Source organism: Ruegeria profundi, from assembly GCF_049800715.1.
Classification (GTDB): Bacteria; Pseudomonadota; Alphaproteobacteria; order Rhodobacterales; family Rhodobacteraceae; genus Ruegeria; species Ruegeria profundi_A.
This window is the reverse complement of the sequence record NZ_JBNAFO010000016.1, coordinates 16,921-42,857: the sequence shown is the minus strand read 5'-3', so window position 1 is coordinate 42,857 and position 25,937 is coordinate 16,921. Positions and strand designations below refer to the sequence as shown.

General features: G+C 59.0%; 32 protein-coding genes and 2 tRNA genes. 19 read left to right on the top strand and 15 right to left on the bottom strand.

The features are described 5' to 3' along the window. Window positions 1-66 precede the first annotated feature (66 nt). A complete protein-coding gene (locus ACP15L_RS20295) occupies window positions 67-1,935 on the bottom strand; it encodes a DEAD/DEAH box helicase (RefSeq protein ID WP_425085566.1) in 1,869 nt (622 codons plus the stop codon). Between the two features lie 237 nt (window positions 1,936-2,172). On the opposite strand from ACP15L_RS20295, the gene ACP15L_RS20290 reads away from it, so the two are divergent. Further along, window positions 2,173-2,625: a hypothetical protein gene (locus tag ACP15L_RS20290; protein ID WP_209255784.1), complete on the top strand. Its 453-nt coding sequence runs from the start codon at window positions 2,173-2,175 to the stop codon at window positions 2,623-2,625. 1,330 nt (window positions 2,626-3,955) lie between these two features. Here ACP15L_RS20290 and ACP15L_RS20285 read toward each other — a convergent pair. After that, window positions 3,956-4,093 carry an entericidin A/B family lipoprotein gene (locus tag ACP15L_RS20285; RefSeq protein WP_170374868.1) on the bottom strand — a complete coding sequence of 46 codons (138 nt, stop codon included), beginning with the start codon at window positions 4,091-4,093 and terminating at the stop codon, window positions 3,956-3,958. A gap of 120 nt (window positions 4,094-4,213) precedes the next feature. After that, entirely contained in the window at window positions 4,214-4,558 is a 345-nt protein-coding gene (locus ACP15L_RS20280) for an ArsR/SmtB family transcription factor (protein ID WP_425085565.1), read from the bottom strand. Window positions 4,559-4,882: 324 nt separating this feature from the next. Between ACP15L_RS20280 and ACP15L_RS20275 the strand changes: the two genes are divergently transcribed. From ACP15L_RS20275 to ACP15L_RS20250, 6 genes are all read left to right on the top strand, one after another. After that, window positions 4,883-5,515, top strand: a complete 633-nt coding sequence (locus ACP15L_RS20275; RefSeq protein WP_170662077.1) for an ATP-dependent Clp protease proteolytic subunit — start codon at window positions 4,883-4,885, stop codon at window positions 5,513-5,515. Window positions 5,516-5,648: 133 nt separating this feature from the next. Then, the gene (gene clpX / locus ACP15L_RS20270; protein WP_170374874.1) at window positions 5,649-6,917 is read left to right on the top strand and encodes an ATP-dependent Clp protease ATP-binding subunit ClpX; all 1,269 of its coding nucleotides are present in this window, start codon (window positions 5,649-5,651) and stop codon (window positions 6,915-6,917) included. Between the two features lie 164 nt (window positions 6,918-7,081). Next, entirely contained in the window at window positions 7,082-7,447 is a 366-nt protein-coding gene (locus tag ACP15L_RS20265; RefSeq protein ID WP_425085564.1) for a RidA family protein, read from the top strand. Between the two features lie 79 nt (window positions 7,448-7,526). Further along, complete coding sequence (locus tag ACP15L_RS20260; protein WP_170480282.1) at window positions 7,527-7,910, top strand: NADH:ubiquinone oxidoreductase subunit NDUFA12; 384 nt, start codon at window positions 7,527-7,529, stop codon at window positions 7,908-7,910. A gap of 13 nt (window positions 7,911-7,923) precedes the next feature. After that, window positions 7,924-8,376 carry an outer membrane lipid asymmetry maintenance protein MlaD gene (gene mlaD / locus ACP15L_RS20255; RefSeq protein ID WP_170468107.1) on the top strand — a complete coding sequence of 151 codons (453 nt, stop codon included), beginning with the start codon at window positions 7,924-7,926 and terminating at the stop codon, window positions 8,374-8,376. Continuing rightward, window positions 8,373-8,741, top strand: coding sequence for a DUF2155 domain-containing protein (locus ACP15L_RS20250; protein ID WP_170480279.1), 369 nt, complete (start codon window positions 8,373-8,375; stop codon window positions 8,739-8,741). Before mlaD ends, ACP15L_RS20250 begins: the two co-directional genes overlap by 4 nt. Here the strand turns inward: ACP15L_RS20250 and aat are convergent. The 4 genes from aat to ACP15L_RS20230 all read right to left on the bottom strand — a co-directional run bounded on the left by aat (window position 8,696) and on the right by ACP15L_RS20230 (window position 11,927). Beyond that, window positions 8,696-9,328: a leucyl/phenylalanyl-tRNA--protein transferase gene (aat, locus tag ACP15L_RS20245; protein ID WP_170480277.1), complete on the bottom strand. Its 633-nt coding sequence runs from the start codon at window positions 9,326-9,328 to the stop codon at window positions 8,696-8,698. The two genes, ACP15L_RS20250 and aat, sit on opposite strands and share 46 nt — an antisense overlap. 48 nt (window positions 9,329-9,376) lie before the next feature. After that, window positions 9,377-10,726 (bottom strand): acetyl-CoA carboxylase biotin carboxylase subunit, encoded by a 1,350-nt coding sequence (accC, locus tag ACP15L_RS20240; protein ID WP_170691772.1) that lies wholly within the window; start codon window positions 10,724-10,726, stop codon window positions 9,377-9,379. Window positions 10,727-10,735: 9 nt separating this feature from the next. Beyond that, window positions 10,736-11,239, bottom strand: coding sequence for an acetyl-CoA carboxylase biotin carboxyl carrier protein (gene accB / locus ACP15L_RS20235; RefSeq protein WP_170468101.1), 504 nt, complete (start codon window positions 11,237-11,239; stop codon window positions 10,736-10,738). Window positions 11,240-11,390: 151 nt separating this feature from the next. Beyond that, a complete protein-coding gene (locus tag ACP15L_RS20230) occupies window positions 11,391-11,927 on the bottom strand; it encodes a LuxR C-terminal-related transcriptional regulator (protein ID WP_170460784.1) in 537 nt (178 codons plus the stop codon). Window positions 11,928-12,116: 189 nt separating this feature from the next. Between ACP15L_RS20230 and ACP15L_RS20225 the strand changes: the two genes are divergently transcribed. The 5 genes from ACP15L_RS20225 to ACP15L_RS20205 all read left to right on the top strand — a co-directional run bounded on the left by ACP15L_RS20225 (window position 12,117) and on the right by ACP15L_RS20205 (window position 18,021). After that, on the top strand, window positions 12,117-13,409 hold the full coding sequence (locus ACP15L_RS20225; protein ID WP_425085563.1) for a helix-turn-helix domain-containing protein: 1,293 nt from the start codon (window positions 12,117-12,119) through the stop codon (window positions 13,407-13,409). A gap of 77 nt (window positions 13,410-13,486) precedes the next feature. Next, complete coding sequence (locus ACP15L_RS20220) at window positions 13,487-13,867, top strand: response regulator (RefSeq protein WP_170460790.1); 381 nt, start codon at window positions 13,487-13,489, stop codon at window positions 13,865-13,867. After that, window positions 13,864-14,172 carry a hypothetical protein gene (locus ACP15L_RS20215; protein ID WP_425085562.1) on the top strand — a complete coding sequence of 103 codons (309 nt, stop codon included), beginning with the start codon at window positions 13,864-13,866 and terminating at the stop codon, window positions 14,170-14,172. The genes ACP15L_RS20220 and ACP15L_RS20215 overlap by 4 nt, the downstream gene beginning before the upstream one ends. Next, on the top strand, window positions 14,172-16,850 hold the full coding sequence (locus ACP15L_RS20210; protein WP_425085561.1) for an ATP-binding protein: 2,679 nt from the start codon (window positions 14,172-14,174) through the stop codon (window positions 16,848-16,850). Before ACP15L_RS20215 ends, ACP15L_RS20210 begins: the two co-directional genes overlap by 1 nt. 76 nt (window positions 16,851-16,926) lie before the next feature. After that, window positions 16,927-18,021, top strand: coding sequence for a FliM/FliN family flagellar motor C-terminal domain-containing protein (locus ACP15L_RS20205; RefSeq protein WP_425085560.1), 1,095 nt, complete (start codon window positions 16,927-16,929; stop codon window positions 18,019-18,021). Window position 18,022: 1 nt separating this feature from the next. On the opposite strand, the gene ACP15L_RS20200 is transcribed toward ACP15L_RS20205, so the two are convergent. Genes ACP15L_RS20200 through ACP15L_RS20185 form a run of 4 tightly spaced genes read right to left on the bottom strand, consistent with a single transcriptional unit; the run spans window position 18,023 to window position 20,208 of the window. Next, entirely contained in the window at window positions 18,023-18,454 is a 432-nt protein-coding gene (locus ACP15L_RS20200; RefSeq protein WP_425085559.1) for a TIGR01244 family sulfur transferase, read from the bottom strand. Between the two features lie 9 nt (window positions 18,455-18,463). After that, window positions 18,464-18,895: a DUF6691 family protein gene (locus tag ACP15L_RS20195; RefSeq protein WP_425085558.1), complete on the bottom strand. Its 432-nt coding sequence runs from the start codon at window positions 18,893-18,895 to the stop codon at window positions 18,464-18,466. Continuing rightward, window positions 18,895-19,314 (bottom strand): YeeE/YedE family protein, encoded by a 420-nt coding sequence (locus ACP15L_RS20190; RefSeq protein WP_425085557.1) that lies wholly within the window; start codon window positions 19,312-19,314, stop codon window positions 18,895-18,897. Before ACP15L_RS20190 ends, ACP15L_RS20195 begins: the two co-directional genes overlap by 1 nt. A 30-nt stretch (window positions 19,315-19,344) precedes the next feature. Further along, complete coding sequence (locus tag ACP15L_RS20185; RefSeq protein ID WP_425085556.1) at window positions 19,345-20,208, bottom strand: MBL fold metallo-hydrolase; 864 nt, start codon at window positions 20,206-20,208, stop codon at window positions 19,345-19,347. Window positions 20,209-20,443: 235 nt separating this feature from the next. Here ACP15L_RS20185 and ACP15L_RS20180 point away from each other — a divergent pair, with 235 nt between their 5' ends. Continuing rightward, window positions 20,444-20,659 carry a hypothetical protein gene (locus ACP15L_RS20180; RefSeq protein WP_170468079.1) on the top strand — a complete coding sequence of 72 codons (216 nt, stop codon included), beginning with the start codon at window positions 20,444-20,446 and terminating at the stop codon, window positions 20,657-20,659. A 9-nt stretch (window positions 20,660-20,668) separates the two neighbouring features. Here ACP15L_RS20180 and ACP15L_RS20175 read toward each other — a convergent pair whose 3' ends face one another. Next, window positions 20,669-20,887: a hypothetical protein gene (locus ACP15L_RS20175; RefSeq protein WP_170468076.1), complete on the bottom strand. Its 219-nt coding sequence runs from the start codon at window positions 20,885-20,887 to the stop codon at window positions 20,669-20,671. 164 nt (window positions 20,888-21,051) lie between these two features. Between ACP15L_RS20175 and ACP15L_RS20170 the strand changes: the two genes are divergently transcribed. Next, window positions 21,052-21,318 (top strand): DUF2312 domain-containing protein, encoded by a 267-nt coding sequence (locus ACP15L_RS20170; protein WP_170374913.1) that lies wholly within the window; start codon window positions 21,052-21,054, stop codon window positions 21,316-21,318. A 16-nt stretch (window positions 21,319-21,334) separates the two neighbouring features. On the opposite strand, the gene ACP15L_RS20165 is transcribed toward ACP15L_RS20170, so the two are convergent. Further along, window positions 21,335-22,210, bottom strand: coding sequence for a hypothetical protein (locus ACP15L_RS20165; protein ID WP_425085555.1), 876 nt, complete (start codon window positions 22,208-22,210; stop codon window positions 21,335-21,337). A gap of 486 nt (window positions 22,211-22,696) precedes the next feature. Between ACP15L_RS20165 and ACP15L_RS20160 the strand changes: the two genes are divergently transcribed. Both ACP15L_RS20160 and ACP15L_RS20155 read left to right on the top strand, forming a co-directional pair. After that, window positions 22,697-22,771: transfer RNA gene (locus ACP15L_RS20160), tRNA-Gly, on the top strand. Between the two features lie 37 nt (window positions 22,772-22,808). Then, window positions 22,809-22,883 (top strand) — tRNA-Gly (locus tag ACP15L_RS20155). Window positions 22,884-23,008: 125 nt separating this feature from the next. Here the strand turns inward: ACP15L_RS20155 and ACP15L_RS20150 are convergent. Beyond that, window positions 23,009-23,248: an Lrp/AsnC family transcriptional regulator gene (locus ACP15L_RS20150; protein WP_050602861.1), complete on the bottom strand. Its 240-nt coding sequence runs from the start codon at window positions 23,246-23,248 to the stop codon at window positions 23,009-23,011. Window positions 23,249-23,402: 154 nt separating this feature from the next. Here ACP15L_RS20150 and hisB point away from each other — a divergent pair, with 154 nt between their 5' ends. Together hisB and hisH are read left to right on the top strand one after the other, a co-directional pair. Next, entirely contained in the window at window positions 23,403-23,990 is a 588-nt protein-coding gene (gene hisB / locus ACP15L_RS20145) for an imidazoleglycerol-phosphate dehydratase HisB (protein WP_170374919.1), read from the top strand. A gap of 58 nt (window positions 23,991-24,048) precedes the next feature. After that, window positions 24,049-24,687 (top strand): imidazole glycerol phosphate synthase subunit HisH, encoded by a 639-nt coding sequence (gene hisH / locus ACP15L_RS20140; protein ID WP_425085554.1) that lies wholly within the window; start codon window positions 24,049-24,051, stop codon window positions 24,685-24,687. A gap of 4 nt (window positions 24,688-24,691) precedes the next feature. Here the strand turns inward: hisH and ACP15L_RS20135 are convergent, their stop codons facing one another. After that, on the bottom strand, window positions 24,692-25,093 hold the full coding sequence (locus ACP15L_RS20135; protein WP_425085553.1) for a DUF2147 domain-containing protein: 402 nt from the start codon (window positions 25,091-25,093) through the stop codon (window positions 24,692-24,694). 123 nt (window positions 25,094-25,216) lie between these two features. On the opposite strand from ACP15L_RS20135, the gene hisA reads away from it, so the two are divergent. Further along, entirely contained in the window at window positions 25,217-25,936 is a 720-nt protein-coding gene (gene hisA, locus ACP15L_RS20130) for a 1-(5-phosphoribosyl)-5-[(5-phosphoribosylamino)methylideneamino]imidazole-4-carboxamide isomerase (RefSeq protein ID WP_425085552.1), read from the top strand. The last annotated feature ends 1 nt before the right edge of the window (window position 25,937 follow it).

Below are 25,937 nucleotides of genomic sequence, written 5' to 3'. Positions count from 1 at the left end.
ATATATGGTGTGGCGAAGAAAATAAATTTCTTCGCTTGCACAACCTGCCGCGTGCGCTAAGGCGGTTTACTTTTTCCGCTTGGGCATCGCGTTGCCACCCTTCATCGCAGCCGCACGTGCGCGGTTTTTCTTGCTGCTTGGCTTGCCTTTGGGCGGAGGCGGGCCTTTCGGACGGCGCGCAGGTTTCTTGTGCTGATCGCCCGAGGGGGCCTCATCCCGTTTGGGCCGCGTCTCTAGCTTGGGTTTCTCGGCAGGTTTGCGGCGTGGTTTTGCGGGCTGAGGCTCAGCCGCGCGGGCCGGGCGTTCGGGGCGCTTCTTGCCTTTGAAGTCGCGCTTGGGACCTTTGCGGCCACCACCGGAAAGGGCGGGCGGTGCGTCCAGTTGCACCAGGGTCTTGGTACCTTCGACCGTCATCTCGGGGCCAATGGCCTTCAGGAAACCTTCAACGCTGCTTTCGCGAATCTCGATATAGCTTTCGGTGTCAGCAATGCGGATCGCACCGATATCGGTCTTGGTGATCTTCCCCGCATTGCACAACATGGGCAGCAGATAGCGGGGTGAGGCGTTTTCGTTGTGTCCCTCCGACAGCGAAAACCACACGCTTGGGCCGAAGGGAACGTTCGGCTTTGGCGCGGTATCTTGTGCGTCGCTCAGTTCCTCCGGGGCGGAGTGTTTGCGCCTGTATTGACGCAGATAGGCCGCCGCCAGTTGCTGCGGTGAAAAGCGCGAGACCAGATCGTCGACGAGCGCACTTTCGCCCTCGGTCACATCCACGGTCCAGTCGTCCGAGCTGAACATCCGCTGCATGTCCTGCGCCTGAACCTCATCGGCCGAGGGCGCAGACCCCCAATCGGCAGTCAGCTTGGCGAATTTCAGCAGGCGTTGCGCCTTTTTGAACGACGCGGGCGGCACGATCAGCGCGCTGACGCCTTTCCGTCCGGCGCGTCCGGTTCGGCCCGAGCGGTGCAACAGCGTTTCATGGCTGTTCGGCAGTTCTGCATGGATCACCAGATCAAGGTTCGGCAGGTCGATCCCGCGCGCGGCTACATCGGTCGCCGCACAAACGCGGGCGCGCCCGTCGCGCATGGCTTGCAGCGCGTTCGAACGTTCGCTCTGCGTCAGCTCTCCGGACAGGGCCACGACCGAGAATCCACGATTCGACAGCCGCGCCGTTAGGCGGCTGACCATGGCGCGGGTGTTGCAAAAGATGATGGCGTTGGGGGCCTCATAGAAGCGCAGCACGTTGATTATTGCATTCTCGCCATCTCGCGGGGCCACATTCATTGCGCGGTATTCGATATCGGCATGTTGGGTGCGCTCGCTGACGGTGCTGACCCGCTCGGCATCGCGCTGGTAGCGGGCGGCGAGGGAGGCGATGGCGCGGGGAACCGTGGCGGAAAACAGCAGTGTCTGACGCTCAGACGGGGTCTGTTCCAGAATGAACTCAAGATCTTCGCGAAAGCCCAGATCGAGCATTTCGTCGGCTTCATCCAGAACCACGGCGCGCACGGCGGTCAGGTCAATCGACTCGCGCATGATATGGTCGCGCAGGCGGCCCGGCGTTGCGACCACGATATGCGCGCCGCGCGCCAACGCTCGCCGCTCGTCTCGCATATCCATGCCGCCGACACAGGACGCGATGAACGCGCCTGCATCCGCATACAGCCATGCCAATTCGCGTTTGACCTGCATCGCCAACTCGCGCGTTGGTGCTATGACCAGCGCCAAAGGCGCGCCAGCCGCTTCGAATACATCCGCGTCGCGCAAAACGGTTGGGGCGATGGCAAGGCCGAACCCAATGGTTTTCCCCGATCCGGTCTGTGCCGAAACCAACATGTCGCGGCCTTGCAGGTCGGGCGCGGATACAGCGGTTTGGACAGGGGTCAGCGTGTCATACCCTTTGCGATCAAGGGCGTCTTGAAGTGTTTGTTTCATGGCTCGGCTCATTGGGATGCTGCGGTCACCCTCAGAGCGTCTTATACGCGGATGATCGTCGAAGGGCTCTCCTTACCGAGTGAGGCGCCGGATGTATAGAGCGGAAAGCGGGCTGCACGATCAAACACAGCATGAACGCTTGATGAAGGTTCCTTCAGGAAAGTTGTAACCCGTCGCACTCCTCCCAATCTGTTGAACACAGCCAGAGATGGCACCGATTTCAGGGAGAAAGAGACCATGACCAGATTTATGACTGCCGGAGCAGCCGCTCTGGCCACGAGCCTAGCCCTTGGCACTGCCGCTGTCGCCGAAACCACGCCTGATCTGCGCGGTATTTGGACGGCCAGCCAGACTACGGTTTCGCCGTCGAATTCGGCTACCGGTGATGCGCCGCGATTTAACCAGTCGGAATGGGTGCTCGAAATTCAGGCTCAGAACGACAATGTGTTCTGGGGGCCGAGTATGTGGCGACGCAATGCCATGGATGACTGGACGATGTACGAGGCAACCGGTTCCATCAGCCAGGATGGTTCTGGAAAGATCGGGATCGTCGAAAGCTCGGCCGAGCCGGCGATTGGCGTAAACGCTCTGATCGATGCGCGCTACGAGGATGGGCGAATTTATGCGGATTTCCGTAGCCTGCGGACTGGAACAACCTACAGCACCGTTCTGGAACGTCAGGTGAACTGAAGCGTTTCCGGCCCGGCCGGACTGTAGGGGGTACAGACTGTCGTCCGATTTTGACGACGACAGAATAGTAGGTAAACCGTCCGGGTCGGAACGCTTCTCAATATCGCAAACTCGTCTCCACAGGGAGGAGGCGGACCGGACGGTGATTTCGCTGCTCGCGACAGGATCCAGTTCATACCGGGTTTACACGCTGTGTTCCTCGGCCCGGGTTATTCGGATCTCGCGAACCTTCAGCGCGGGGTCGCCCGCGGTGAAAAATTCGCCGTCCGGTCCAAGCCCCATTTCAGAATGGCATCCTATCCGCAGTATGCCGCAGATTCTGCTGGGAGGATTTGCCCAGTCGATCTTTTGCGAAGATATCTGCTTTGCCTCCTCGACCGACATCAGCACGGTCGGTGTTTTTTAAAGCGTCGGCTAAGGATCAATACCGGGCGCAAGCCTCGCTCTGAAAACCGTCTTGCTCATATGTTCGACAGCGTAGGTGATTAGGTAGGGAGTTTAGCCCTGTTTCAGTCCGAACGATTCGGTTTTGCGAACGTTGTGGCGTTGCCAGTTTCTGAAATTTGCGATCAGTTTATCGTCTGTTGCCCTTTGCGCCTGCAGCAAATCGCAACATTCCGGTCAGAATTTGGCGAAAAGAGTTTTGCAATTCTAACCCTACGTGGTTGTCGAGAAATCCGGAGTTATCCACAGTAACCTCCCGGCAGATATCAACAACTTATCCCCGACTGATTTCCATGCTGCAGTGCTATTTTCTTGCCCGATAACGGGTGCAATGCAAGATTGGTTTCACCGCTGGAGTTCCTCGGATCAGAAGGCGGGATGCAAAGGCCAAGGGGGTCTGCGCAGGGGAGGTGGATCTTAGGATTGACGTTCTTTTGCAAGGGCTTACCGGTGGGTGGTGCATCGAGTTGGGGCTTCGTGCCTTGGGTCGACGGATCATCCTCTCAAATGGGCTTTGTGCGTCGCAGCGACTTTCGAGTTTGTGGCGGCGGCTGCGGTCCCTTCGGGGGCCGGGGCAACTGGTTCGAAGTGGTCTTAGGACAAACTTCGTCCGGGTAAGGCGTCAGGGGATGCCCGCAAGGGCGCATGCAAAGACCGCGTCTGCGCACCTGACGCCTTTTCCCTTGCTGGCTTCATGCAGGCTACCACCCACCCCTCGTCAGAATGGGAGCGGGGCTCTTTCGCATGTGCAAAAGAGCCCCGTGTTAACGTCAGATGATGCAATGCCGCGTCTATGCACCTGTTCGTACATAATACTCAGTTCAGTCCGCCGCATCAACAATATATTGCGTGCGTTATCCTGCGACCCGCAAGATGAGGGCATAAATCAGAGGTTTTCCTGCACGTCCGAGGCTGCGTTTTGGATCGCATCGCCCGCTTTTTCGATGTCTTTGCCCGCGCCTTTGGCGGTTTCGCAGGCGGTCAATGCAAATAGGCTCAGGCCAATCAGAATTGCGCGGATCATGTTTTTCTCCTTCATGCTCGATCAGGCCTTCGGTAGCAGTATCTTACTGAGGAGGCTAGCACTTTTGCGGTTTACCGGGGGTCGCGCTGAGTCTACGTCTGCGGCCTGCCGGGCAAACTGTTAGTGTCCTGTGTTTTCGCTGCAGAACAGCTCATAGACGGTTTCCAGCATCCGACGGGGCTTGTCATCGGCCAGTCGGTAATAGATCGCTTTGCCGTCGCGTCGGGGCGTCACCAGCCCCTCCAGCCGCAAGCGCGACAATTGCTGCGACACGGCGGCCTGGCGTGCGGACAACAGGGTCTCAAGCTCGGTAACAGATTTCTCGCCCGACGCCAGATGGCACAGGATCATAAGACGCCCTTCGTGGCTAATTGCCTTCAGAAAATTCGCCGCCCTCGCCGCGTTTTCGACCATGTGGTCAAGCTCTTCTGAAGGGGTGTCCTGGGTTACTTGGGGGAGTGCCATCTAAACTTCGTTCCTTACTATCCCGCTGTGGGTGGAGCCAGCCATATACTGCTTTCCGGATAAGTACATCCAATTTACTTGTTTTGCACTTTTACGCCCATATGCACGCATCAAAATACTGTGATCAGAGAAGCGGTGAACAAAAAAGCGCCGTTTTCGGCCCCTGTGAGGTGGGAACAGAAGACGTGGGCCGCCGTATCTTGCGAACAGTTTGCAAGGTCGTTCTTGCCGGCCCCCCTTGCAGCCCCCCAGTGGCGACACTAAGACTCGGGTAACTCTTGTTGGGATAATGTCCCGATCCATAGCAAAGCAGGCAGGTTCCGAATGTTCGATCCAGTAGATACCTATATGAATACGCTCGTGCCCATGGTCGTTGAGCAGACCAGCCGGGGGGAGCGCGCCTATGATATTTTCTCGCGCCTGCTCAAAGAGCGGATCATCTTCATCAACGGTCCGATTCACGACGGGATGAGCCATTTGATCGTCGCGCAGTTGCTGCATCTTGAGGCGGAAAACCCGAACAAGGAAATCTCGATCTACATCAACTCGCCCGGCGGCGTGGTGACCAGCGGTTTGTCGATTTACGACACAATGCAGTACATCAAGCCGAAATGTTCCACATTGGTCATCGGTCAGGCGGCCTCGATGGGCTCGGTTCTGCTGGCCGGCGGTGAGACAGGTATGCGCTTTTCGTTGCCCAACAGCCGGATCATGGTTCACCAGCCCAGCGGCGGATATCAGGGTCAGGCCAGCGATATCATGATCCATGCTGCCGAGACGCAGAAGCTAAAAGATCGCTTGTATGACATCTACGTACGTCACACGGGTCAGACCAAGAAGGCCGTTGAAAAGGCTCTGGATCGTGACAACTTCATGAGTCCCGAAGAGGCCAAGGATTGGGGCCATATCGACGAGATCGTCGAAAACCGTGCCAAGATGGACACGGAAGAGGCCTAAGAAACGCGTCCCGCGCGCCAAGCGCGGGGCCATTTTGAGATTGTAGCCGCCAGAGCGCTGGCCTAAGCTGCACGAACATGCGCAAGCGTGCCCCACAGGTAGGGGCGCAGAGACGAAGCCCGAAAGGTAGATCATGGCGACGAATTCAGGCGGTGACGGCAAAAACACGCTCTACTGCAGCTTTTGTGGAAAAAGCCAGCATGAGGTGCGTAAGCTGATCGCAGGCCCGACCGTTTTCATCTGTGATGAATGCGTCGAGCTGTGCATGGACATCATTCGCGAGGAAACAAAGGCCAGCGGTCTGAAGTCCTCGGACGGGGTACCGACACCCAAGGATATCTGTGAGGTTCTGGACGACTATGTGATCGGTCAGGCCACAGCCAAGCGGGTTCTGTCGGTTGCGGTCCACAACCACTACAAACGTCTGAACCACGCCCAGAAAGCGGGCAGCGATATTGAACTGGCCAAGTCGAACATCCTGCTGATCGGCCCGACCGGTTGCGGCAAGACGCTGCTGGCCCAGACGCTGGCGCGTATTCTGGATGTGCCGTTCACCATGGCCGATGCGACGACGCTGACTGAAGCTGGTTATGTGGGTGAGGATGTCGAGAACATCATCCTGAAGCTGCTTCAGGCCAGCGAATACAATGTCGAACGCGCGCAGCGTGGCATCGTCTATATCGACGAGGTCGACAAGATCACGCGCAAGTCCGAAAACCCGTCGATCACGCGTGACGTCTCGGGTGAAGGTGTTCAGCAGGCGCTGCTGAAACTGATGGAAGGGACCGTCGCCTCGGTTCCGCCTCAGGGTGGCCGTAAACATCCGCAGCAGGAGTTCCTGCAGGTGGACACCACCAATATCCTGTTTATCTGTGGCGGTGCCTTTGCCGGTCTGGATCGGATCATCGCTCAACGTGGCAAAGGCTCGGCAATGGGCTTTGGCGCTGATGTGCGCGACAATGACGAGCGTGGCGTTGGCGAAATCTTCCAGGACCTCGAGCCGGAAGACCTGCTGAAGTTTGGATTGATCCCGGAATTCGTTGGCCGTCTGCCGGTTCTGGCGACGTTGGAGGATTTGGACGAGGATGCTCTGGTCACCATCCTGACCAAACCCAAGAATGCTCTGGTCAAACAATACCAGCGTTTGTTCGAGCTAGAAGATGCTGAACTGTCCTTTACCGATGAGGCGCTGAAATCGATCGCCAAGAAAGCGATCGAGCGAAAAACCGGCGCTCGGGGGCTGCGTTCGATCCTCGAAGATATCCTGCTGGATACGATGTTCGAACTTCCGGGCCTCAAAAATGTGACCGAAGTGGTGGTAAACGAAGAAGCCGTGACCTCTGACTCGCAACCCTTGATCATCTATGCGGATGCCGTGCCAGAATCGGCGTCAGCTGGCTAAGAGGTAAGGGGGCGCTGCCCCCGCCGCCCTTCAGGCGCCTCCCCCGAGGTATTTCCAGCCGGATGAACAGGGGATCCTTTACTTCATCTGGCCATAAATATCCTGGAGCGCGAGGCAGAGCCTCGCAAAACCTCATGACATTCAAATTCTCGGAGAAATGAGCCGTGTCCGCAATCAAGCGTATCTCTTCAGGTGGTGAATTTGAGGGCAAGGTTGGCTATTGCCGAGCAGTGGTGGCCGGAGGGTGGGTTCACGTTTCCGGCACTGTTGGGCAGGGTAGTGGCGTTGTCGATCAATGCAGATCAGCATTGGACGTCATCGGGAAAGCCTTGGATGAGGTGGGCGCAGGTTTCGCCGATGTTGTTCGTGTGACCTACATGCTGCCCGACCGGACCGATTTCGAGCCTTGCTGGCCCGTGTTGTCCGAGGTTTTTGGAGCCAATCCTCCAGCCGCGACGATGATTGAATGCGGTTTGATCGACCCCAAATACCGGATCGAAATCGAAGTGACCGCTTTATTGCCGCAGTGACGCAGTCTCGAGGCGGGTACTGGACCTTGGCGCGCCTTTGGGTCATACCTTCTCGGGACCGAATTGCCGGAGGCGGATCATGGGCATCCTGAACACTCTTTTGCGGGCCGTAACCTGGTGGAACGGGGCAACCCTGAACACACAGATTTTCACTGCGCGTAAAGGTGTTAAAGTTGGCGAGGACAATGAAGGCAACGTCTTTTATAAAACCGCCGATGACAGCAAACGCTGGGTGATTTTCAATGGTGAGGCTGAAGCCAGTAGGGTTGATCCAGATTGGCATGGATGGCTTCACCGCACCTGGGATGAGCCGCCGACAGACAAACCGCTGGCGCACAAGGCCTGGGAAAAACCGCATCAGGAGAACCTGACAGGCACCGCGCTTGCTTACACCCCTGCGGGGTCCTTGCGCCGGACAGAGCCTGTTGAGCGTAAGGACTACGAGGCCTGGAGCCCGGAATAAGACGAGGCGAGCAATGTCGACCCACAACTGGACCGAAGTATTCGTCGGCGGTGCCGTCTTGGCCTGCGCCGTCGCGTTTGGTGTTTATGCCAGCCAATCCACCGGCCTGTCGCAAGGCAGTGCCGGATATGAGCTGGGCGCGTCCTTCCGGTCGCTGGAAGGTGTCAATGTCGGCACCGATGTGCGCCTTGCGGGTGTCAAAATCGGGACCGTTACCGACGTGACCCTGAACCCTGAGACCTACCGCGCTGATACGACCTTTTCGGTCGCGGATGGTGTCCTCGTGCCAGATGACAGTGCCATCGTGATTTCGTCCGAGGGGCTGTTGGGGGGCAATTTTGTTGAGGTGATGCCCGGCGGGTCTCCGTTCTATTTTGAGCCCGGCGATCAGATCGAAGATACGCAGGGCGCGGTCAGCCTGATCTCGTTGCTGGTGAAGTTCGTCGCCGGAGACGGCAGCGAATGATGCGCGCTCTGGCATTTGCGTTGGCGCTGGCCGCGACATCCGCGACGGCACAGCAAACGGTTCAGTCCGGACCCGGCGCGATGTTGCGCGGCCTGGATAAGGTCAACGGTCAGACCGTGGATGTTGAGCTACAGACCGGTCAGACACAGGCCGTCTTTGGTCTGGATGTCGCCTTGGGGGATTGCCGCTTTCCCGTCGATAACCCGACCGGGGATGCGTTTGCCTTCCTGACCATATGGGAACAGGGCAAGGCGGAGCAGTTGTTCGACGGTTGGATGATCGCGACCTCTCCGGCGCTGAACGCTTTGGACCATTCGCGCTACGACGTTTGGGTGATCCGCTGTATCACCCCATCGGCGGACTGAGGCACCTCGGCGGCAAAGTCGGCGCTATCACCAATCGCTTCTTCCAGCGCTTTTCTATAGTCACTCCGGGGGATTTCGATCGCGCCGAGTGAGGCTAGATGGGCGGTCAGAAACTGTGTATCGAATAGCTGAAAACCGGTCTGTCGCAGGCGGTCCACCAGATAAGCCAGCGCAATTTTCGAGGCGTCGGTGCGACGTGAGAACATGCTCTCGCCAAAGAACGCAGCGCCCAGAGCCACTCCGAAAACGCCTCCGACAAGCTGGTCGTCTTCCCATACTTCCAGAGAATGCGCTTGGCCTGCGTTGTACACCTGTCGATACAGGTCGCGCAGCTCGGCGTTAATCCATGTGTCCGCACGATCGGCACACCCATCGACGACGCCTTCGAAATCCTGATTGATCGAGATGGTAAAGCCGCATCTCCGTATCCGCCGTGCAAGGCTGCGCGAGATGTGGAAACCGTCCAGTGGGAAAACCCCGCGGAATTTGGGGTCGACCCAGAACAGGTCCGGGTCATCGCGATGCTCGGCCATCGGGAAAATGCCGATCGAATAGCCATGCAGCAAAAGTTCTGGTGACAGGCTCATGGGAAGCATCCAAGGGCCGGGCGGCGCATGCCTACCGGCCCTGTGGGGTTAGTCGGCCATATTCTCCGCAAGCCAATGCTCCAGCCAGTGGATATTGTAGTCGCCGCTATGGATGTCCGGCTCCTGCAAGAGTGCGTGGAACAGAGGCACTGTGGTGTCGATGCCGTCTACGATCAGCTCTCCCAAAGCGCGTTCCAGACGGGCCAGCGCTTCGGCGCGGTCGCGGCCCTGAACGATCAGCTTGGCAATCAGCGAGTCGTAGTAGGGCGGGATCGAGTAGCCATCATAGAGCGCCGAATCCATCCGCACGCCTAGGCCACCCGGTGCGTGATACGCGCTGATCTTGCCTGGGCAGGGCGAGAAGTTGGGCAGCTTTTCCGCGTTGATCCGAACCTCGATGGCGTGACCATTGATCTCAAGGTCATCCTGCCCGAACGACATCGGCAGGCCCGAGGCCACGCGGATTTGTTCGCGCACCAGATCGACGCCGAAGATGCCCTCGGTCACCGGGTGTTCCACCTGTAGGCGGGTGTTCATCTCGATGAAGTAGAACTCGCCTTTTTCGTACAGGAACTCGATGGTGCCCGCGCCGATATAGTTGATCTTGGCCACCGCGTCGGCGCAGATCTTGCCGATCTTGGCGCGTTCTTCGGGGGTGATGCAGGGACCGGGGGCCTCTTCGAACACCTTCTGGTGACGACGCTGAAGCGAACAGTCGCGCTCCCCCAGATGGACGGCATTGCCTTTGCCGTCACCGAAGACCTGAATCTCGATATGGCGCGGCGTGGTGAGGTACTTTTCGATATAAACCTCATCATTGCCAAAGGCGGCTTTGCCTTCGGCACGTGCGGTCATGAAGGCGCTTTCCATCTCATCCGCCGTCTGCGCGACTTTCATGCCGCGACCGCCGCCACCCGCAGTGGCTTTGATGATGACAGGATAGCCGAATTCCTCACCGATACGCTTGGCGTCTTCCAACGTTGGAACGCCACCGTCGGAGCCGGGAACGCAGGGCACACCCAGCGCTTTCATCGTGTCCTTGGCGGTGATCTTGTCCCCCATGACACGGATATGTTCGGCGGTGGGGCCGATGAAGGTGATGTCGTGGTCTTCGACGATTTGCACAAACTCGGCATTCTCGGATAGGAAGCCATAGCCGGGATGGATCGCCTGCGCGCCGGTGATCTCACAGGCCGAGATGATGGCGGGGACGGACAGATAGCTTTGCGGGCTGGGCGGGGGGCCGATGCAGACCGATTCGTCCGCCATGCGCACATGCATCGCGTCGCTGTCGGCGGTGGAGTGGACGGCGACCGTCTTAATCCCCATCTCGCGCGCGGCGCGGATGACGCGCAGGGCGATCTCGCCTCGGTTGGCAATCAGGATCTTGTCGAACATGGGCCCGCCTTACTCGATGATGACCAGAGGGGTGCCGAATTCCACAGCGTCGCCATCGCCGACCAGAATGCGTTTCACGGTGCCCGACTTGGGCGCGTGGATGTGGTTCATCGTCTTCATCGCTTCGACGATCAGCAGCGTGTCTCCTTCGGAAACGGACGCTCCGACCGAAACGAAAGAGGGCGCGCCGGGCTCGGGCTGCATGTAAACCGTGCCGACCATGGGTGAGGTCACAGCGCCGGGATGGCTGGCCGGGTCTTCCACATCCGCGGCGGGGGCTGCGGGGGCTGCTGCAGGGGCCGGCGCGGCAGCGACAGGAGCTGCAGCTGCGGCCGGAACGGCGACCTGAACCGGAGCGGCAACCGCCTGCGTTGCGCGGCTGACGCGCACGTTCAGGCTGTCTTCCTCGCCATATTCGCGTTTGACCTGCAACTCGGTCAGGTCATTTTCGCGCAGCAATTCGGCCAAGGCTTTGATGAACGCCACATCCGCTTCGTGTTTGGTATCTGTCATGAGTATCCTCGAAGGTTCCCCTTTGGCCCGTCTGTATCTACGCGGGCTTCGATCTGATTACGCAGGGTTATAAGCCAAGCGAGCAGCCATGGAAAGCGCCGTTTGTGCCTGAAAATAGGGGGTTTGGATGGTTTGTGACGGGCAGTTGTGTCTACAGGGGCATACCAGAGAGCTTTGCAACCAGTTCCGGCAGTTTGCGGGCGCCGAATTTTTCCAGCAGCCGGGCGCGGTAGGCCTCAATCGTGCGGTAACTCAAGCCCAGTTCCATCCCGATTTCCTTAGCAGACAGGCCGCGGCAGGACAGGATCGCCACTTCGCGCTCGCGCACGGTCAGTTCCACCAGCGGCCGCTCCTCCGAGATGTCGGAAAAGCTCCAGATTCCATGGCGAAACGGGTCGTCAGGTGTAAGCGAGCGTCCACGCGCGCGGCACCAGAACAGGTCTCCGTTCCGACGTCGCATCACCCGTTCATCGGTGTAATAGCCGGTATCGCGCATCACTTGCAGGCTGCGTTGCCCGATTCTCTCCCAATCCGCGACCGAGGGGTAGAGGTGCAGCAAGGGCATGTTGTTGTATTCGGCTTCATCCCCGCCAAAGGTGCGCGCAAATTGCAAATTGCACCGTCGAATGATGCGGTTTTCCAATTCGACAAGGCCGATGGGTGCATATTCAAAAGCAGGATCGCTCATACCCATATGGTGGCGGTAAATGCAGGAAATGAGAAGGGGCGAAGCGCGTCTGGCGGTGCGGCCGAGGGCCGGAAGTTGTTAATCTTGTCAACTCAATCTGAAAACTGATGCATAACACCAAGAAAATGATAGGATAAACTGAAAATACGACCGACCAGAAATAGCTTAACGTGACTGAGGACCTTGATCATGCGGGATTTGCTGACCGGTAGCCGGATCCGCGAAAGACGGCAGATCGCGGGTCTGAGGCAGGCAGAGCTTGCGCGTCAGGTGGGGATCTCGGCTTCCTATCTGAACCTGATCGAACACAACCGCCGCCGGATCGGGGGCAAATTGCTGGTCGATATTGCAGGGGCGCTGGCTGTTGAGCCGTCCGTGTTGACGCAGGGCATCGAAGCGACCCTGATATCGGCTTTGCGCGAAGCCGCAGCCGATGCAGTCGGCCAACAGGCCGAAATTGAAACGCTTGAGGAATTTGCAGGCCGCTTTCCTGGTTGGTCGGGAGTATTGGCGCAGATGCATCGTCGTGTAGTGTCGCTGGAACGGACGGTTGCAACGCTTTCGGACCGATTGACCCATGACCCGCATCTGGCAGCCTCAATGCACGAAGTGCTGTCGACCGCAGCGGCGATTCGGTCCACCGCAGCGATTCTGGCCGACCCGCAGGATATCGACGCCGAGTGGCAGGATCGTTTCCACCAGAACCTTCATCAGGATGCGGAACGACTGGCCGACAGCTCGAAGGCGCTGGTGACCTATTTGGACGAAAGCGATACGTCGAAAGACCCGCGTGGCGCGCCGCTGGAAGAGGTCGAGCTGTTTCTTGAGGCGCGCGGCTACAGCTTTCCCGAACTCGACGCTGGTCAGGGGGCAGATGTCATTGATCTAGGCGGTCTGAATACCTCCGCTGCACGTAACCTTGCAGGGGAATGGCTTAAGCAGAGTGAGGCTGACGCCAAGGCCATGCCGCTGGATGCCCTCAAAACCACGCTGGCAGATGGTGATCCGAACCCTATGGAACTGGCGCAGCGATTCTCGGTCGATCTGCCGACTGTGTTCCGACGCCTCGCCAGCCTGCCCGAAGGGGTGTTGAGCCGCCCAGTGGGGCTGGTGATCTGCGACGGCTCGGGCAGTATCCTGTTTCTGAAGTCTGTCCCCGGCCTGTCACTGCCGCGCCACGGCGAGGCTTGCCCGCACTGGCCGCTATTTTCTGCGCTGAACCGGCCTCTGGTTCCGATCAGACGGCAGGTCGCGCAGCAGGGGCGTGCCGCCGCAATGTTCGAATGCCATGCTTGTGCCTGGCCGCACGGCGTGTCCGGATACGACCAGGAACCTTCGTATCGCGCGGCCATGCTGATACGGCCACTGGTCGATGCCGAACCGAACCCAGAGGCAACGCGGGTCGGGCCAAGCTGCCGGATTTGCCCAAGCGGTGATTGCGGTTCTCGTCGCGAGCCGTCAATTCTGAGCGAAGGCTTTTGACAGGTTCCCGAACAACCGCTTAATCTGGCGAAGACCGGTTCCGGGGTGGAGGCCAGTCATCGGGAGGATATACACAAATGAGCCGTAAGGTTCTGTTGATTGAGGATGAGCCCAACATCGCCGAGGCCATCCGGTTCTTGCTGACTCGCGAGGGATGGCAGGTCGAGACACACGGCGATGGTGCGGATGCGCTTCAGGTGATTCAGGGCGCACAGCCCGATCTGGTGATTCTGGACGTGATGCTACCGGGCAAGAGCGGGATGGACATTCTGCGCGATCTGCGTGCCTTGGACGACATGCAGGACCTGCCGGTTCTGATGCTGACCGCGCGCGGGCAGTCGAAAGATCGTGAGATGGCCGAGAATGCGGGTGTCAGCCGCTTCATGACCAAACCGTTCTCCAACGCCGAGGTGCTGACCGCTGTGCGCGATCTGCATGCGCAGGCGACGCAGTTATGACGTCGCCCGTGGGTCAGGACCGCACGTCGCGCGGTGCGCGGCCCTCGTTGTTTCTGGAACGGCAAAGCTATCGCCGGCGCAGGCTGGCGGATTCGGCTCGGTTGCTGCCATTTCTGGGCGGTGCGCTGCTGGTGCTGCCGCTGCTGTGGCCCGACACCGAGTCTGAAACCGGCGGTGTGCCGCTGTCTTCAGCCATCTTCTACATCTTCGCCTGTTGGATCGGTCTGATTCTGGTCAGCCTGATTTTTGGCTTCGTCGCCCGGCGCACTGGCGCGGATGACAGCCACGGTTCGGACGCGGGCTGATGGCAACGCTGAACATCCTGATTCTGGTCTGTCTGGGCTATGTCGTTCTTTTGTTCGGCGTGGCATTTGCCGCAGACAGGATGGCAGCGGCCGGACGGGGCAAATGGCTGCGTTCTCCTTTGATCTACACGCTGTCCCTCTCGATCTACTGCACGGCTTGGACCTTTTACGGCGCGGTCGGCAATGCGGCGCGGTCGGGGTTGGAGTTCGTGACAATCTACCTCGGGCCGACGCTGGTGATGATCAGTTGGTGGTGGGGGCTGCGCAAACTGGTGCGGGTCGGGCGCAGCCAGCGCGTGACCTCGATCGCGGACCTGTTGTCCTCGCGCTATGGCAAGTCGAACACGCTGGCGGTGTGCGTCACGATTCTGGCTGTGATCGGCGGCACGCCCTATATTGCGCTGCAATTGCAGTCGATTACCCTGTCTTTCTCGATCTTTGCCGAGGCCGACCCCTCGGGCCTCTACCGCGAAGGCTCCAGCGTTTTCTGGGTGGCGGCTGGGCTGGCGATGTTCGCGATTCTGTTCGGCACCCGCAATCTGGATGCCAATGAACGCCACCACGGTGTGGTCACAGCCATTGCGGTCGAGTCGGTGGTCAAACTTTTTGCGCTGGTGGCTGTCGGTATCTTCGTGGTCTGGGGCGTTGCCGGTGGCTTTGGCCCGATGATGGAGCGGATCGACGCCTCCGAAATTGGTAAATGGCAAGTGGATGCCGGTCGCTGGACGACCTTTATCTTCTTGTCCGCCGCCGCCTTTGTATGCTTGCCGCGCATGTTCCAGGTGATGGTGGTTGAGAATGATGACGAGGGCCATCTGCGCACCGCCGCCTGGGCCTTTCCCTTATACTTGCTGCTGATGAGCCTGTTTGTTGTCCCCATCGCCGTTGTCGGCCTCGATTTATTGCCGGAAGGGTCCAACCCGGATCTGTTCGTTCTGACCGTACCTTTATCGCAAGGCAAGGACGGGCTGGCGATGCTGTCCTTTATCGGAGGGTTCTCATCGGCGACCTCGATGGTGATCGTAACGGCAATGGCCCTGTCGACGATGGTTTCGAACCACGTCGTAATGCCGATCTGGCTGAACACGCATGAGCGGGTCGGGTCCGTGCCCGGAGACGTGCGCAACATCGTATTGATGGCGCGACGTATCTCGATCGCTGCGATAATGGCGCTGGGCTATTTCTACTACAGTCTGTCTGGCGGCGGCGCGGCGTTGGCCTCGATCGGGTTGGTGGCCTTTAGCGGTATTTCGCAAATCCTGCCCGCGATGGTCGGCGGATTGTTCTGGCGCGGGGCCACCAGAACCGGTGCCCTGGCAGGTTTGACTGTGGGCTTTGTTCTGTGGATCTACACCCTGCTTCTACCCGGAATGGGGGCGGCATGGATGCCCGAGAGTGTGCTGCTGAACGGCCCATTCGGTATTGCATGGCTGCGACCTCAGGCCTTGTTCGGGATCGAAGGTATCGACCCAATGGTGCATTCGGTCATGTGGTCAATTTCCTTGAATGCGATTGTGTTCTGTGTTGCGTCCCTGCTGAGCTTTCCCAGCCCGTTGGAGCGGCTTCAGGGCGCGCAGTTCGTCAATGTCTTTGACCACTCGGTCGCGCCGCGCGGTTGGACCGGGTCGGTTGCGCAAAGCGAAGACCTGATGATCATGACGCAGCGCATTCTGGGCACATCACCCGCCCAGGAACTGTTCCAGCGCGAGGCCGAGCTTCAGGGCGGACGCTCGCCTTTGCCCGAGCCGACACCCGGATTTCTGGCCCGGCTTGAGAGGGAGCTCAGCGGCTCAGTAGGGGCGGCCACGGCACATGCGATGATCGGGCAGATCGTGGGCGGTGCCTCGGTTTCGGTTGAGGACCTCTTGGCCGTTGCTGACGAATCTGCGCAATTGCTGGAATACTCCAGCCAGTTGGAAGAGAAATCTGCCGAACTTAGCCGCACGGCACGACAGTTGCGCGATGCCAACGCCAAGCTCACCCAAATATCCGAGCAGAAGGACAGCTTCCTCAGCCAGGTCAGTCATGAATTGCGCACGCCTATGACCTCGATCCGGGCCTTTTCCGAGATCATGCGCGACACCCAGGGGCTGAGCGGTGAAGAACAGACCCGCTATGCCGCCATCATTCACGACGAGGCGCTTCGCCTGACACGTCTGCTGGACGATCTGCTCGACCTCAGCGTTCTTGAGAACGGGCAGGTCAGGCTGAACCTTGGCGACGATACGTTGCGTTCGGTTCTTGATCGGTCGATCTCCAGCGCACTGGCGGGCACGGATCAACGGCTCGTTGTGCGGCGCAGCAAGGCGTCTGAGCGTATTCCCTTGCAAACTGATCTCGACCGCTTGGGGCAGGTGTTTATCAACCTCATCTCCAACGCGCGGAAATACTGTGATGCCGATGAACCCGTTCTGACGATCTCGGCGCATGATGTGGGCGGGCAGCTGGTTGTGGACTTCATCGACAATGGCAGCGGGGTGCCGCCTGAGGCGCGGTCGATGATCTTTGAGAAATTCGCGCGGGTCGGAGGGGACAAGGCTGGCGGCGCCGGGCTTGGATTGGCGATCTGCCGCGAGATTATGCACCGTTTGGGCGGCGATATCACATATCTGCCGGGGCAGGGCGGTGCTGCGTTCCGCGTCAGCCTGCCTTTGGCCTACCGGCAAGCGGCGCAATAGTCCGGTTTAAAGAAGTTCGTAACCTCTGCCGGGTTACACCAAGACTCACGACAAGAAATCGGATGGTACCGAAGCCATGGCACACACGGCCGGCGCCGCTCTGGCGCGTAAATTGTCATTGGGGCAGGGGGATTTGGGGGATCGACCCCGCTCGATCCTGCGGGCGTTGCGTCTGGGCTTTGCGCGGGCCGCGGGTGAGCGTTTGAACCTTCCGCTGGCTGTTATCGGGGCGAAACAGGCAGATCGGGCGCAGGCTGGCCTTGCGGCCACATTGGCCGAGGATTGGTTGCTGTTGAAGTTCACCGGGCCAGAGGGGGTTGCGGCGGCCTGTCTGGATTTGAACTGCGTCTCGGCCATCGTACAGACCCAAACCATTGGTGAGGTTGCACCGGACCCGCCCACAGAGCGGGGCTTTACGGATACGGATGCCGTCATGGCGGCTCCGCTGGTCGAGGATGCATTGCGCCGTGCCGTCGGGCTGGTCGATGCGGCAGATCAGCCGGGTCTGACGGGATATGAGTATGCCTCACGGGCGGCGGATTTGCGTGGCCTGATCTTGTCGCTGGTGGCAGACAGCTACCGCGTTTTTGACCTGACCGTGGAACTTGGAGGCGGGTTGCATCAGGGTCAGATCACGATTGTGCTGCCTGATCCGCCCGCGCCCGATGAGGCTGAGATCGAGCTGGACGTCGATACGGGCCCTCGGCTGGAGCAGTCATCAGGCGTTGTCCGGGCCGAGCTGAACGCCGTGGTGTGCCGGATGAGGTTGCCTTTGGCACATCTTTCTACGCTTGAGGTAGGCAGCCTGTTGCCGCTGACCGGCGCACGCTTGGACCGGACTGAGGTTCTGACGATCGAACGCACCCGCGCCTCGGTCGGGCGTCTGGGGCAGTCGGGCGGGATGCGCGCCGTTCGGCTGAACGAAAACGTACCGCTGCCCGCGCTGGATGCTTTGGAGTCCGCTGAATTCATAGAAAGTCGCCCGGCCAATGTCCGGGGCGATATGGCTGACACAGGCTTAGATGTCCTGTCCGACCCTCTCGATCTGGTCGCGAGCTCTACAGGCGTCGATCCCCTCGACGACGACCTGAGCCTTGTTGAACCCGATCGAATGGTCGCGGAAATCTCGCAACTGGCGGGCCTCGATGGCCCGAAGGATGGGGAGGTCTGATCTAGTCTGACGTGTTGCGCAGTTGATCCAGAGTGGGGCGCAGCTGATCCAACTGATACCCGGCATTGGTGGTGGCAGTCAGAATCTCATCCGTACTCATCTGGTCGCATTGACCCAGAGCCCAGACGACCGAGCAACGCGTACCGGACGCGCAATATGCCAGAACCGGGCCAGAGCAATTTTCGGCCATATCCCGCTGCCGTGCGACGTTTTCGGGCGTCATGGTCTGGTGGGTCAGTTCCAGCACCTCGTATTCCAGACCGGCTGCGCGGACCGCGTCTCCGATGGCATCGGATTGCATGATCTCGGGGACCTCGGCATTGGGTCGGTTGCAGATAACCTTGACGAAGCCGGCCTCGGCAATGGCGGGCACGTCCTCGACAGTGATCTGCGGGGAGACGGCGTAGCGGGGGGTTATTGGTCGAATCTCCATGCCAATTGATTAGGCCGCGTTGGCCGCCGTGTCCAGTTGCGCGCGCAGCCCCGGTGCCAGCCGCATCCCTGCCGCCATTGCCACCAGAAAGACGGCGCTGCTGGTCCCGCCATAGGACAGTGCCGCCATGGCTGGGCCGGGGCATAGGCCGACTAACCCCCAGCCTGCGCCAAACAGGACTGAGCCGAGGATCAGCCCTCGGTCAAGTTCGGTCCGTGCAGGTGCGGGAAATGTGCCGCCAGTCAACGGTTGGCGGGTCTTGGTCACGCGCCACGCGACCAACATGGGAAGAATCGCGCCGCCCATAACAAAGGCCAGAGTCGGGTCCCACGCGCCGAAGACATCCAGCCAGCCCTGAACCTTTTGTGTGTCCGTCATGCCCGATAGCAACAGCCCCGCGCCAAACAGCGCGCCCGATATCAACGCGATCAACAACCGCATCAGATCACCCCCAAACCGTGGCGGAACAGGGCCAAAACCGCCGCTCCGGCACCGATATAGATAAGGGTCGCAACAATCCCGCGTAGAGAAAACCGAGAGATGCCGCAGACCCCATGGCCCGATGTGCATCCGTTGGCCAAACGCGTACCAATGCCAACCAGCAGCCCGGCCACGACCAAAAGGCCCAGATTTTCTGTCAGGTGAGTTTGAGGCTGTTCGCTCATCAGGCGGCTCATGATCAGCGGCATACCGATCAGCCCCAAGACAAATACCAGTTTCTCGCGCCTTGCCGGGCCGTCGATTAAACCTCCCAGAATGCCACTGGCCCCCATGATCCGGCCATTGCCAAGCAGGTAAAGCGCAGCGCCGCAGCCGATCAGGATGCCGCCACAAAGGCCCCATATCCAGTCCGGGTTCATTCTATGTCCATCCTATACTGTTGGCGCGGGTCACAGCTTGTTGATCGGCAACTTCAGGAAAACATCGCCCTGTTCGTCGGCCGGGGGCATCTGGCCCGCGCGCATATTGACCTGAAGCGACGGCAGAATCAGCCGGGGTTTGGAGAGTGTCGCGTCGCGCGCATCCCGCATTTCCACAAACTCTTCGATGCTGCGACCTTGCCCGATATGGATGTTCAGCGCCTTTTGCTCACCCACCGTTGTCTCCCACGCATACTCATCCCGGCCCGGAGCCTTGTAGTCGTGCCCCACAAAAATGCGGGTCTCATCGGGCAGAGACAGGATTTTCTGGATTGAAGCAAAAAGGGTCTCGGACGAGCCGCCTGGGAAATCGCATCGTGCGGTGCCGAAATCGGGCATGAACAAGGTGTCGCCGACAAAAGCGGCATCGCCGATCACATAGGTCAGGCAGGCCGGCGTATGACCGGGTGTGTGCAGCACATCGCCCCGCATCTGCCCGATGTGGAAACTGTCGCCCTCGCGGAAGAGGGCATCAAACTGGCTGCCATCGCGCTGAAACTCGGTCCCTTCGTTGAAGATTTTGCCAAAGGTTTCCTGCACCTCGACGATGTGATGTCCGATCCCGATTTTGCCGCCCAGTTCCTGCTGCAGATATGGCGCAGCCGAGAGGTGGTCTGCATGCACATGGCTTTCCAAAATCCACTCGGTCTTGAGGTCTTTGGCGTGTACATAAGCGATGATCTGGTCGGCAGAGCTTGTCCCGGTCTGACCCGAGGCATGATCGAAATCCAGAACGCTATCGACAATCGCACAAGCGCGGCTGCTGTCTTCGTGGACGACGTACGAGACCGTAAAGGTCTGGTCGTCGAAGAACGCTTTCACTTTTGGCTTCATGGTTTCCTCCACTAAGACGACATATAAGAAAAGCAGAATGTGTTACAAGAGTCAGTTCGGTTTTTGATGTCCGTCAAGGCACGACATATGAAATTTGCCTAAACTTTAACCCAGACGCGCAGATTTGCCGAACAGGCTATTTTAGCGGGCAATAAATCGCCATCGTTTCCGGTAGCATCTTCGTGTCGTATCCGCGTTACCTATATCGGGGATACTGACAATTGGGAGGATTACAATGACGACAGATAACCTCTATTTCGAAGCGCAAGAGCTAGAGCAAAAACTTCAGAACGCGTGTCTGGATACCCGATTGGCGCTGCAGCCCAGTTTCAGCAAGATCGTAGATCGCATGCGTCAGCAAGGGATGCATGTTCCGTCGCGCATGCGCCGACTGGATGCGGCCCTGTGCGAGGACGCGATGGAAGCGCGGTTTGACAATTTGCCGATCTGATCGGTCGGGTTATCCCAGCGAAATGCCGAGGATGACCAGCATTAGCCCCATGACCGACAGAAACAACGCCCCAAGGTTCCAGGGCAGAACACCCTGAACAACAGCGCGCAGTTCGTCATCTGAAAGGCCCGCTTTGCGGGCCTTCATTACGCGAAGAATACACCAGATCAGACCGACAAGCCCGGCTACTGACAGGGCGGCGCCGCCCCAGGTAATGATTTCGAACATGGTTGCCTGCCTCTGCTGGTGCCGTGTTTTTGCGCTTACCGGATCAGGGGCCTGCCGACAAGCCCGCCCATGGGATTGGGTGCTTGCGACCCGGGCACCGGCGATGTATCCGGCACCATGCCCGATGTCTCAGCATCGCAATTCAGCCTCTGGGAGAGACCTACATGGAAGACATGACCGAAGATCAGGCCGCCGCCAACTATCGCGTGACTGCAGGCGAGCTGCGCCAGTTCATCGAACGGATCGAGCGTCTGGATGCCGAAAAGAAAGATCTGGCCGAGCAGCAGAAAGAGGTCATGGCCGAAGCGAAAGCGCGCGGCTACGACACCAAGGTCATGCGCAAATTGGTCGCTCTGCGCAAGCGCGACAAGGATGATATCGCCGAAGAAGAGGCGGTTCTCGAAATGTATAAGGAAGCTCTGGGTATGTAATGCGCTGCAGCCCGTTTCAGGGCTGCAGCACCCTTACGCCCGGCATGGCGTGTAGTGCCGCGAGATCCTGTTCGTAGATCTCGGAAAACGCGCTGACCACATCGGAATTCCAACCCGAAATCTCAAGCTCTTCTTCGATCTGCGCCGGGTCGGCATGTTCATCAAACAGATGGATCAGACTATCCCGCAGCATGTCCCGATCCTGCCACGCTATTTGTTCCAACAGTTGCGTCAGCTCTGCACGGCCCGCGTCCGTCAGCACAGAAGCAAGGAACGCGTATTCATGTTGCAGGGCCGCCTTGTCGGGTAGTCTGGCAAGCGTTCTGAGGATATCGCCCCAGATAAGCGGAGTGTCTTCATTGGCCCAGAGCGTGATCTGAACGTTCGGAGCTCTTTCTCGCAGGTCGTGGACCATGGTCAGCCAGTTCAGGTTGCTCAGGTCGGTGTTCCCCAGAACGGCTTTCCGCCGCTCTGCGGGCAGTGACATCAGCAATTTCGAGATGAAGCTCGCCGGGTTCACCAGCGCGAAACACAGCTCGATTTGATCCGCCTCCAAAACCCGGTCCAGGAACGCAATCCGCTCGGCCGCATTTGGATAAAACTGCCCGTGCAGAATCGCGGCGCGTCTGGGGCCAAAAACCTTGTCGCTCGACAGGACAACGCGATCGCAGGTGTTGCGGTCGGGAAGAACCTCATTCAAGCCCATCAGTACATCTGGCAGAGGCACTCCGGTCGTCATGGAATCCGAGGCTACTTTCACGAACTGCCGCCCCTGTGCGAGGTCCAGAGGGATGACCCGCTGCTGGCTTAGAACCGCGATGTTCGCCATTAGGGTTTCGATCAACCGGTCATTGTCGGAAAAGGCCACGCCTGCGTGGATAACAACCTGCATCTTCGTCCTGTTTTTGCCGGGCTCCTTTCTCCGGTGTTACAGCCTGCGCCTTCATCGGTAAATGCCGTAACTGACAAGCGGTTTGTTGGCTGCTGGAGTCATCGCACGTAAATCGAGGCGTGCCACCTGTCCGCAGAGGTTGGCTTGAACTACGGCTGCGCCAAATGCGGCAACCTTTTGGCAAATCCCGGCAAGATGACCTATCCAGTCAAAACCTGCCGCTCGTAAATAGGGGAGGGGGCCTCGGCCAACGGATCATCCTCGGGCGGGCAGAGCAATACCGCGAAAACAATCAGCGCCGCCAACAGTGCCGTCTTCATTTGTGCGAAAGCTCTTGATTTCATCACGCGTCCCTTCGCTTTGTAAGCCTCGTTACCCCTCTAACGCTTCAGCCCCGAAATTCCGTCGAAAGATTTTTGCAGGTTTTTGTCTTTTTCCGCTTGCAGGCTCGCGCGGGAATTTATACATCCCTCCTCACTCAACGGCGCGGGCGTAGCTCAGGGGTAGAGCATAACCTTGCCAAGGTTAGGGTCGGGCGTTCGAATCGCCTCGCCCGCTCCATTGAGTTAAGGTCTTCGGACCAACATGTGTATCTGATGCGGGCGTAGCTCAGGGGTAGAGCATAACCTTGCCAAGGTTAGGGTCGGGCGTTCGAATCGCCTCGCCCGCTCCAGATACAAACCTTTCCAACTGGTTGATTTCGATTTGAACGCGGTGCCTGAGCGTCTGTGTTTGGCATTGGCCCGGAGGTCTTTCGCGACCGGGCCGATTCTGCCGCATCATGAGTGCAGGTTCATCTCAGAACGCTTTGAAGGTCATCGTGGTCAAGGATCGTTCGATGTTTGGAATCACCAGAAGATGTTCGTTGATGAAATGGCCGACATCCTCGGTTTCTGGGATATAGAGTTTCAGCAGTAGGTCGTATTCGCCGCTGGTGGAGTAAAGCTCCGAGTGAATCTCGCGCAGGGCGATCTCTTCGGCTACCTTGTAGGTGGTGCCGGGTTTGCAGCGGATTTGGATGAAAACGCAGGTGGACATGTGCCGGGCCTTTTGACTTGAGTTTCCGGCAGGCTGGCATGGCCCGGACCTGTGTGCAATCCCCTGCAACAGTTTGTACCGATTGCGCTGCGGGCACTGGATCAACCCGCCCAACCCCGTCTATAAGCGCGCCTGTAGCAAAAGGAATTCGCCCATGCGCAGCGCAAAGATCAGCCGTCAGACCGCCGAGACCGAGATCTCGGTCGAGGTCAATCTGGACGGCACCGGCCAGTATGACAACCAGACCGGCGTTGGCTTCTTTGACCATATGCTGGATCAGTTGGCGCGTCATTCGCTGATCGACATGACGATCCGTGCCAAGGGCGACTATCACATCGACGACCACCACACGGTCGAGGATACCGGCATCGCGCTGGGTCAGGCTCTGACGCAGGCATTGGGCGACAAGAAGGGCATCCGCCGTTATGGCGAGTGTCACTTGCCTATGGACGACGCTCAGGTGCGTTGTGCGCTGGATCTGTCCGCGCGCCCGTTCCTGATCTGGAACGTGGACCTGCCAACCCAGAAGATCGGCACCTTCGACACCGAGCTGGTGCGCGAGTTCTTTCAGGCGCTCAGCACCCATGGCGGCATCACGCTGCATATCGACCAGCTGCACGGTTTCAACAGCCACCACATCGCGGAGGCTGCATTTAAGGCCGTTGCCCGCGCACTGCGGGATGCGGTCGAAACCGACCCACGCAAGGCGGATGCGATTCCGTCAACGAAGGGCGCGTTGTAAGCGTAACCCGAAAAGTGGGCACCGGTTTTCGGACAAGTTGCGCACAGAAAGGACTCAAATGCTCACCGCGATCATCGACTACGAGAGCGGCAACCTGCACTCGGCCGAAAAAGCCTTTCAGCGTATGGCGAAAGAGCTGGACGCGGGTGAGGTCGTTGTGACCTCGGACGCGGATGTCGCCGCGCGCGCGGACCGGCTGGTGCTACCCGGGGACGGAGCCTTCCCAGCCTGCGCCGCCGAGCTGCGTGGACACAAGGGCATCTATGATGCGATGGTTGAGGCGGTTGAACAGAAAGGTCGCCCCTTCCTTGGAATCTGCGTTGGGATGCAGTTGATGGCCTCAAAAGGCCATGAATATACCGAAACCGATGGTCTGGATTGGGTGGCTGGGGACGTGCTGCGGATCGAGCCTTCTGACGCTTCGCTCAAGGTGCCGCATATGGGCTGGAACGATCTGGTTCTGGATAGCGATCACCCGGTGTTTAACGGTGTGAAATCAGGCGATCACGTCTATTTCGTCCATTCCTACCATTTTCGCGTCGCGGATCCGGCGCAGCGGTTGGCTTATGTGGACTATGGGCAGGATGTCACGGCCGTGATTGGCCGCGACACGATGCTTGGGATGCAATTTCACCCCGAGAAAAGCCAGGATGTTGGCCTGCGTATGATCGGCAACTTCCTGACTTGGGCGCCGTAGGGCGTTACTGAATGCGAGTCCAGGTCTGCCCCCGGCAGACCAATCCGCCTGCGACACAGCCTTTGACCGTCAGCTGGTTCTGGCTGTCCAGTGTCATTTTGGAGTTGTAGGTCTTGTCGCGATCGGGGGCCCAGATCTTGCCGTTGTCATAGCTGCCACTGCCTTCTGCAACCATGTCCCAGATGATCTGTTTGCCCAGGTTTTCATAGTCCAGTATCTGGTCGCCATTGCCGTCAAAGGCGCTGTCGATAGTGCCGCAAATTGCGCTGCCGCATTCGCTGATCGACACGTGCAGGTACCCACCTGTGTCGCCGGGTTGTGTTTTCCACAGCCCATCCGCCGCATCTGCCGCCATCGCGCCTGTGGCCAGCGATGCAAAAGCAATCGAAAGTGCAAGTTTCTTCATGATAACCTCCCTGATTTGGGTTCACTCTGGCCCGGTGTCGGGCTTCGGGCAAGATTGACTTTGCGTCGCTAACCCGCTTGTGCGATACGCCGCCCGTGTAACATTCAGATAAGGCCGCCCGACATGATCCTGTATCCCGCCATCGACCTGAAAGACGGCAACGCTGTTCGCCTGCTGCGCGGTGAAATGGACAAAGCCACCGTTTTCAATGAAGACCCGGCCGCGCAGGCCCGTGCCTTTGTTGATGCAGGATGTGAGTGGCTGCACCTTGTCGACTTGAACGGTGCCTTCGCGGGCGAGCCGGTCAACGCCGCTCCGGTCGAGGCGATCCTGAAGGCCTGCGACGTGCCCGCCCAGTTGGGCGGCGGTATCCGGGACATGGCCACCATCGAGACTTGGATCGAAAAGGGTTTGGCGCGGGTCATTCTTGGCACCGTTGCTGTCGAAAACCCCAATCTGGTGCGTGAGGCCGCAAAAGCCTTCCCCGGCAAGGTCGCAGTGGGCATCGACGCCCGCAACGGCATGGTCGCAACCAAAGGCTGGGCCGAGGAAACGGACGTGCAGGTCGCCGATCTGGCCCGCAGCTTCGAAGATGCTGGCGTTGCGGCAATCATCTATACCGACATCAACCGCGATGGCGCGATGCAAGGCCCGAATATCGAAGCCACAGCCGCGCTGGCCCAAGCCGTCTCCATCCCGGTCATTGCCTCGGGTGGTGTCAGTTCATTGGACGATCTCATCGCCCTGCGCGATTGCGGAGTTGAACTGAACGGCGCTATCTCGGGCCGGGCGCTGTATGATGGCGCGATTGACTTGGCTGAGGCCATTCGCGCCCTGAGCTAAA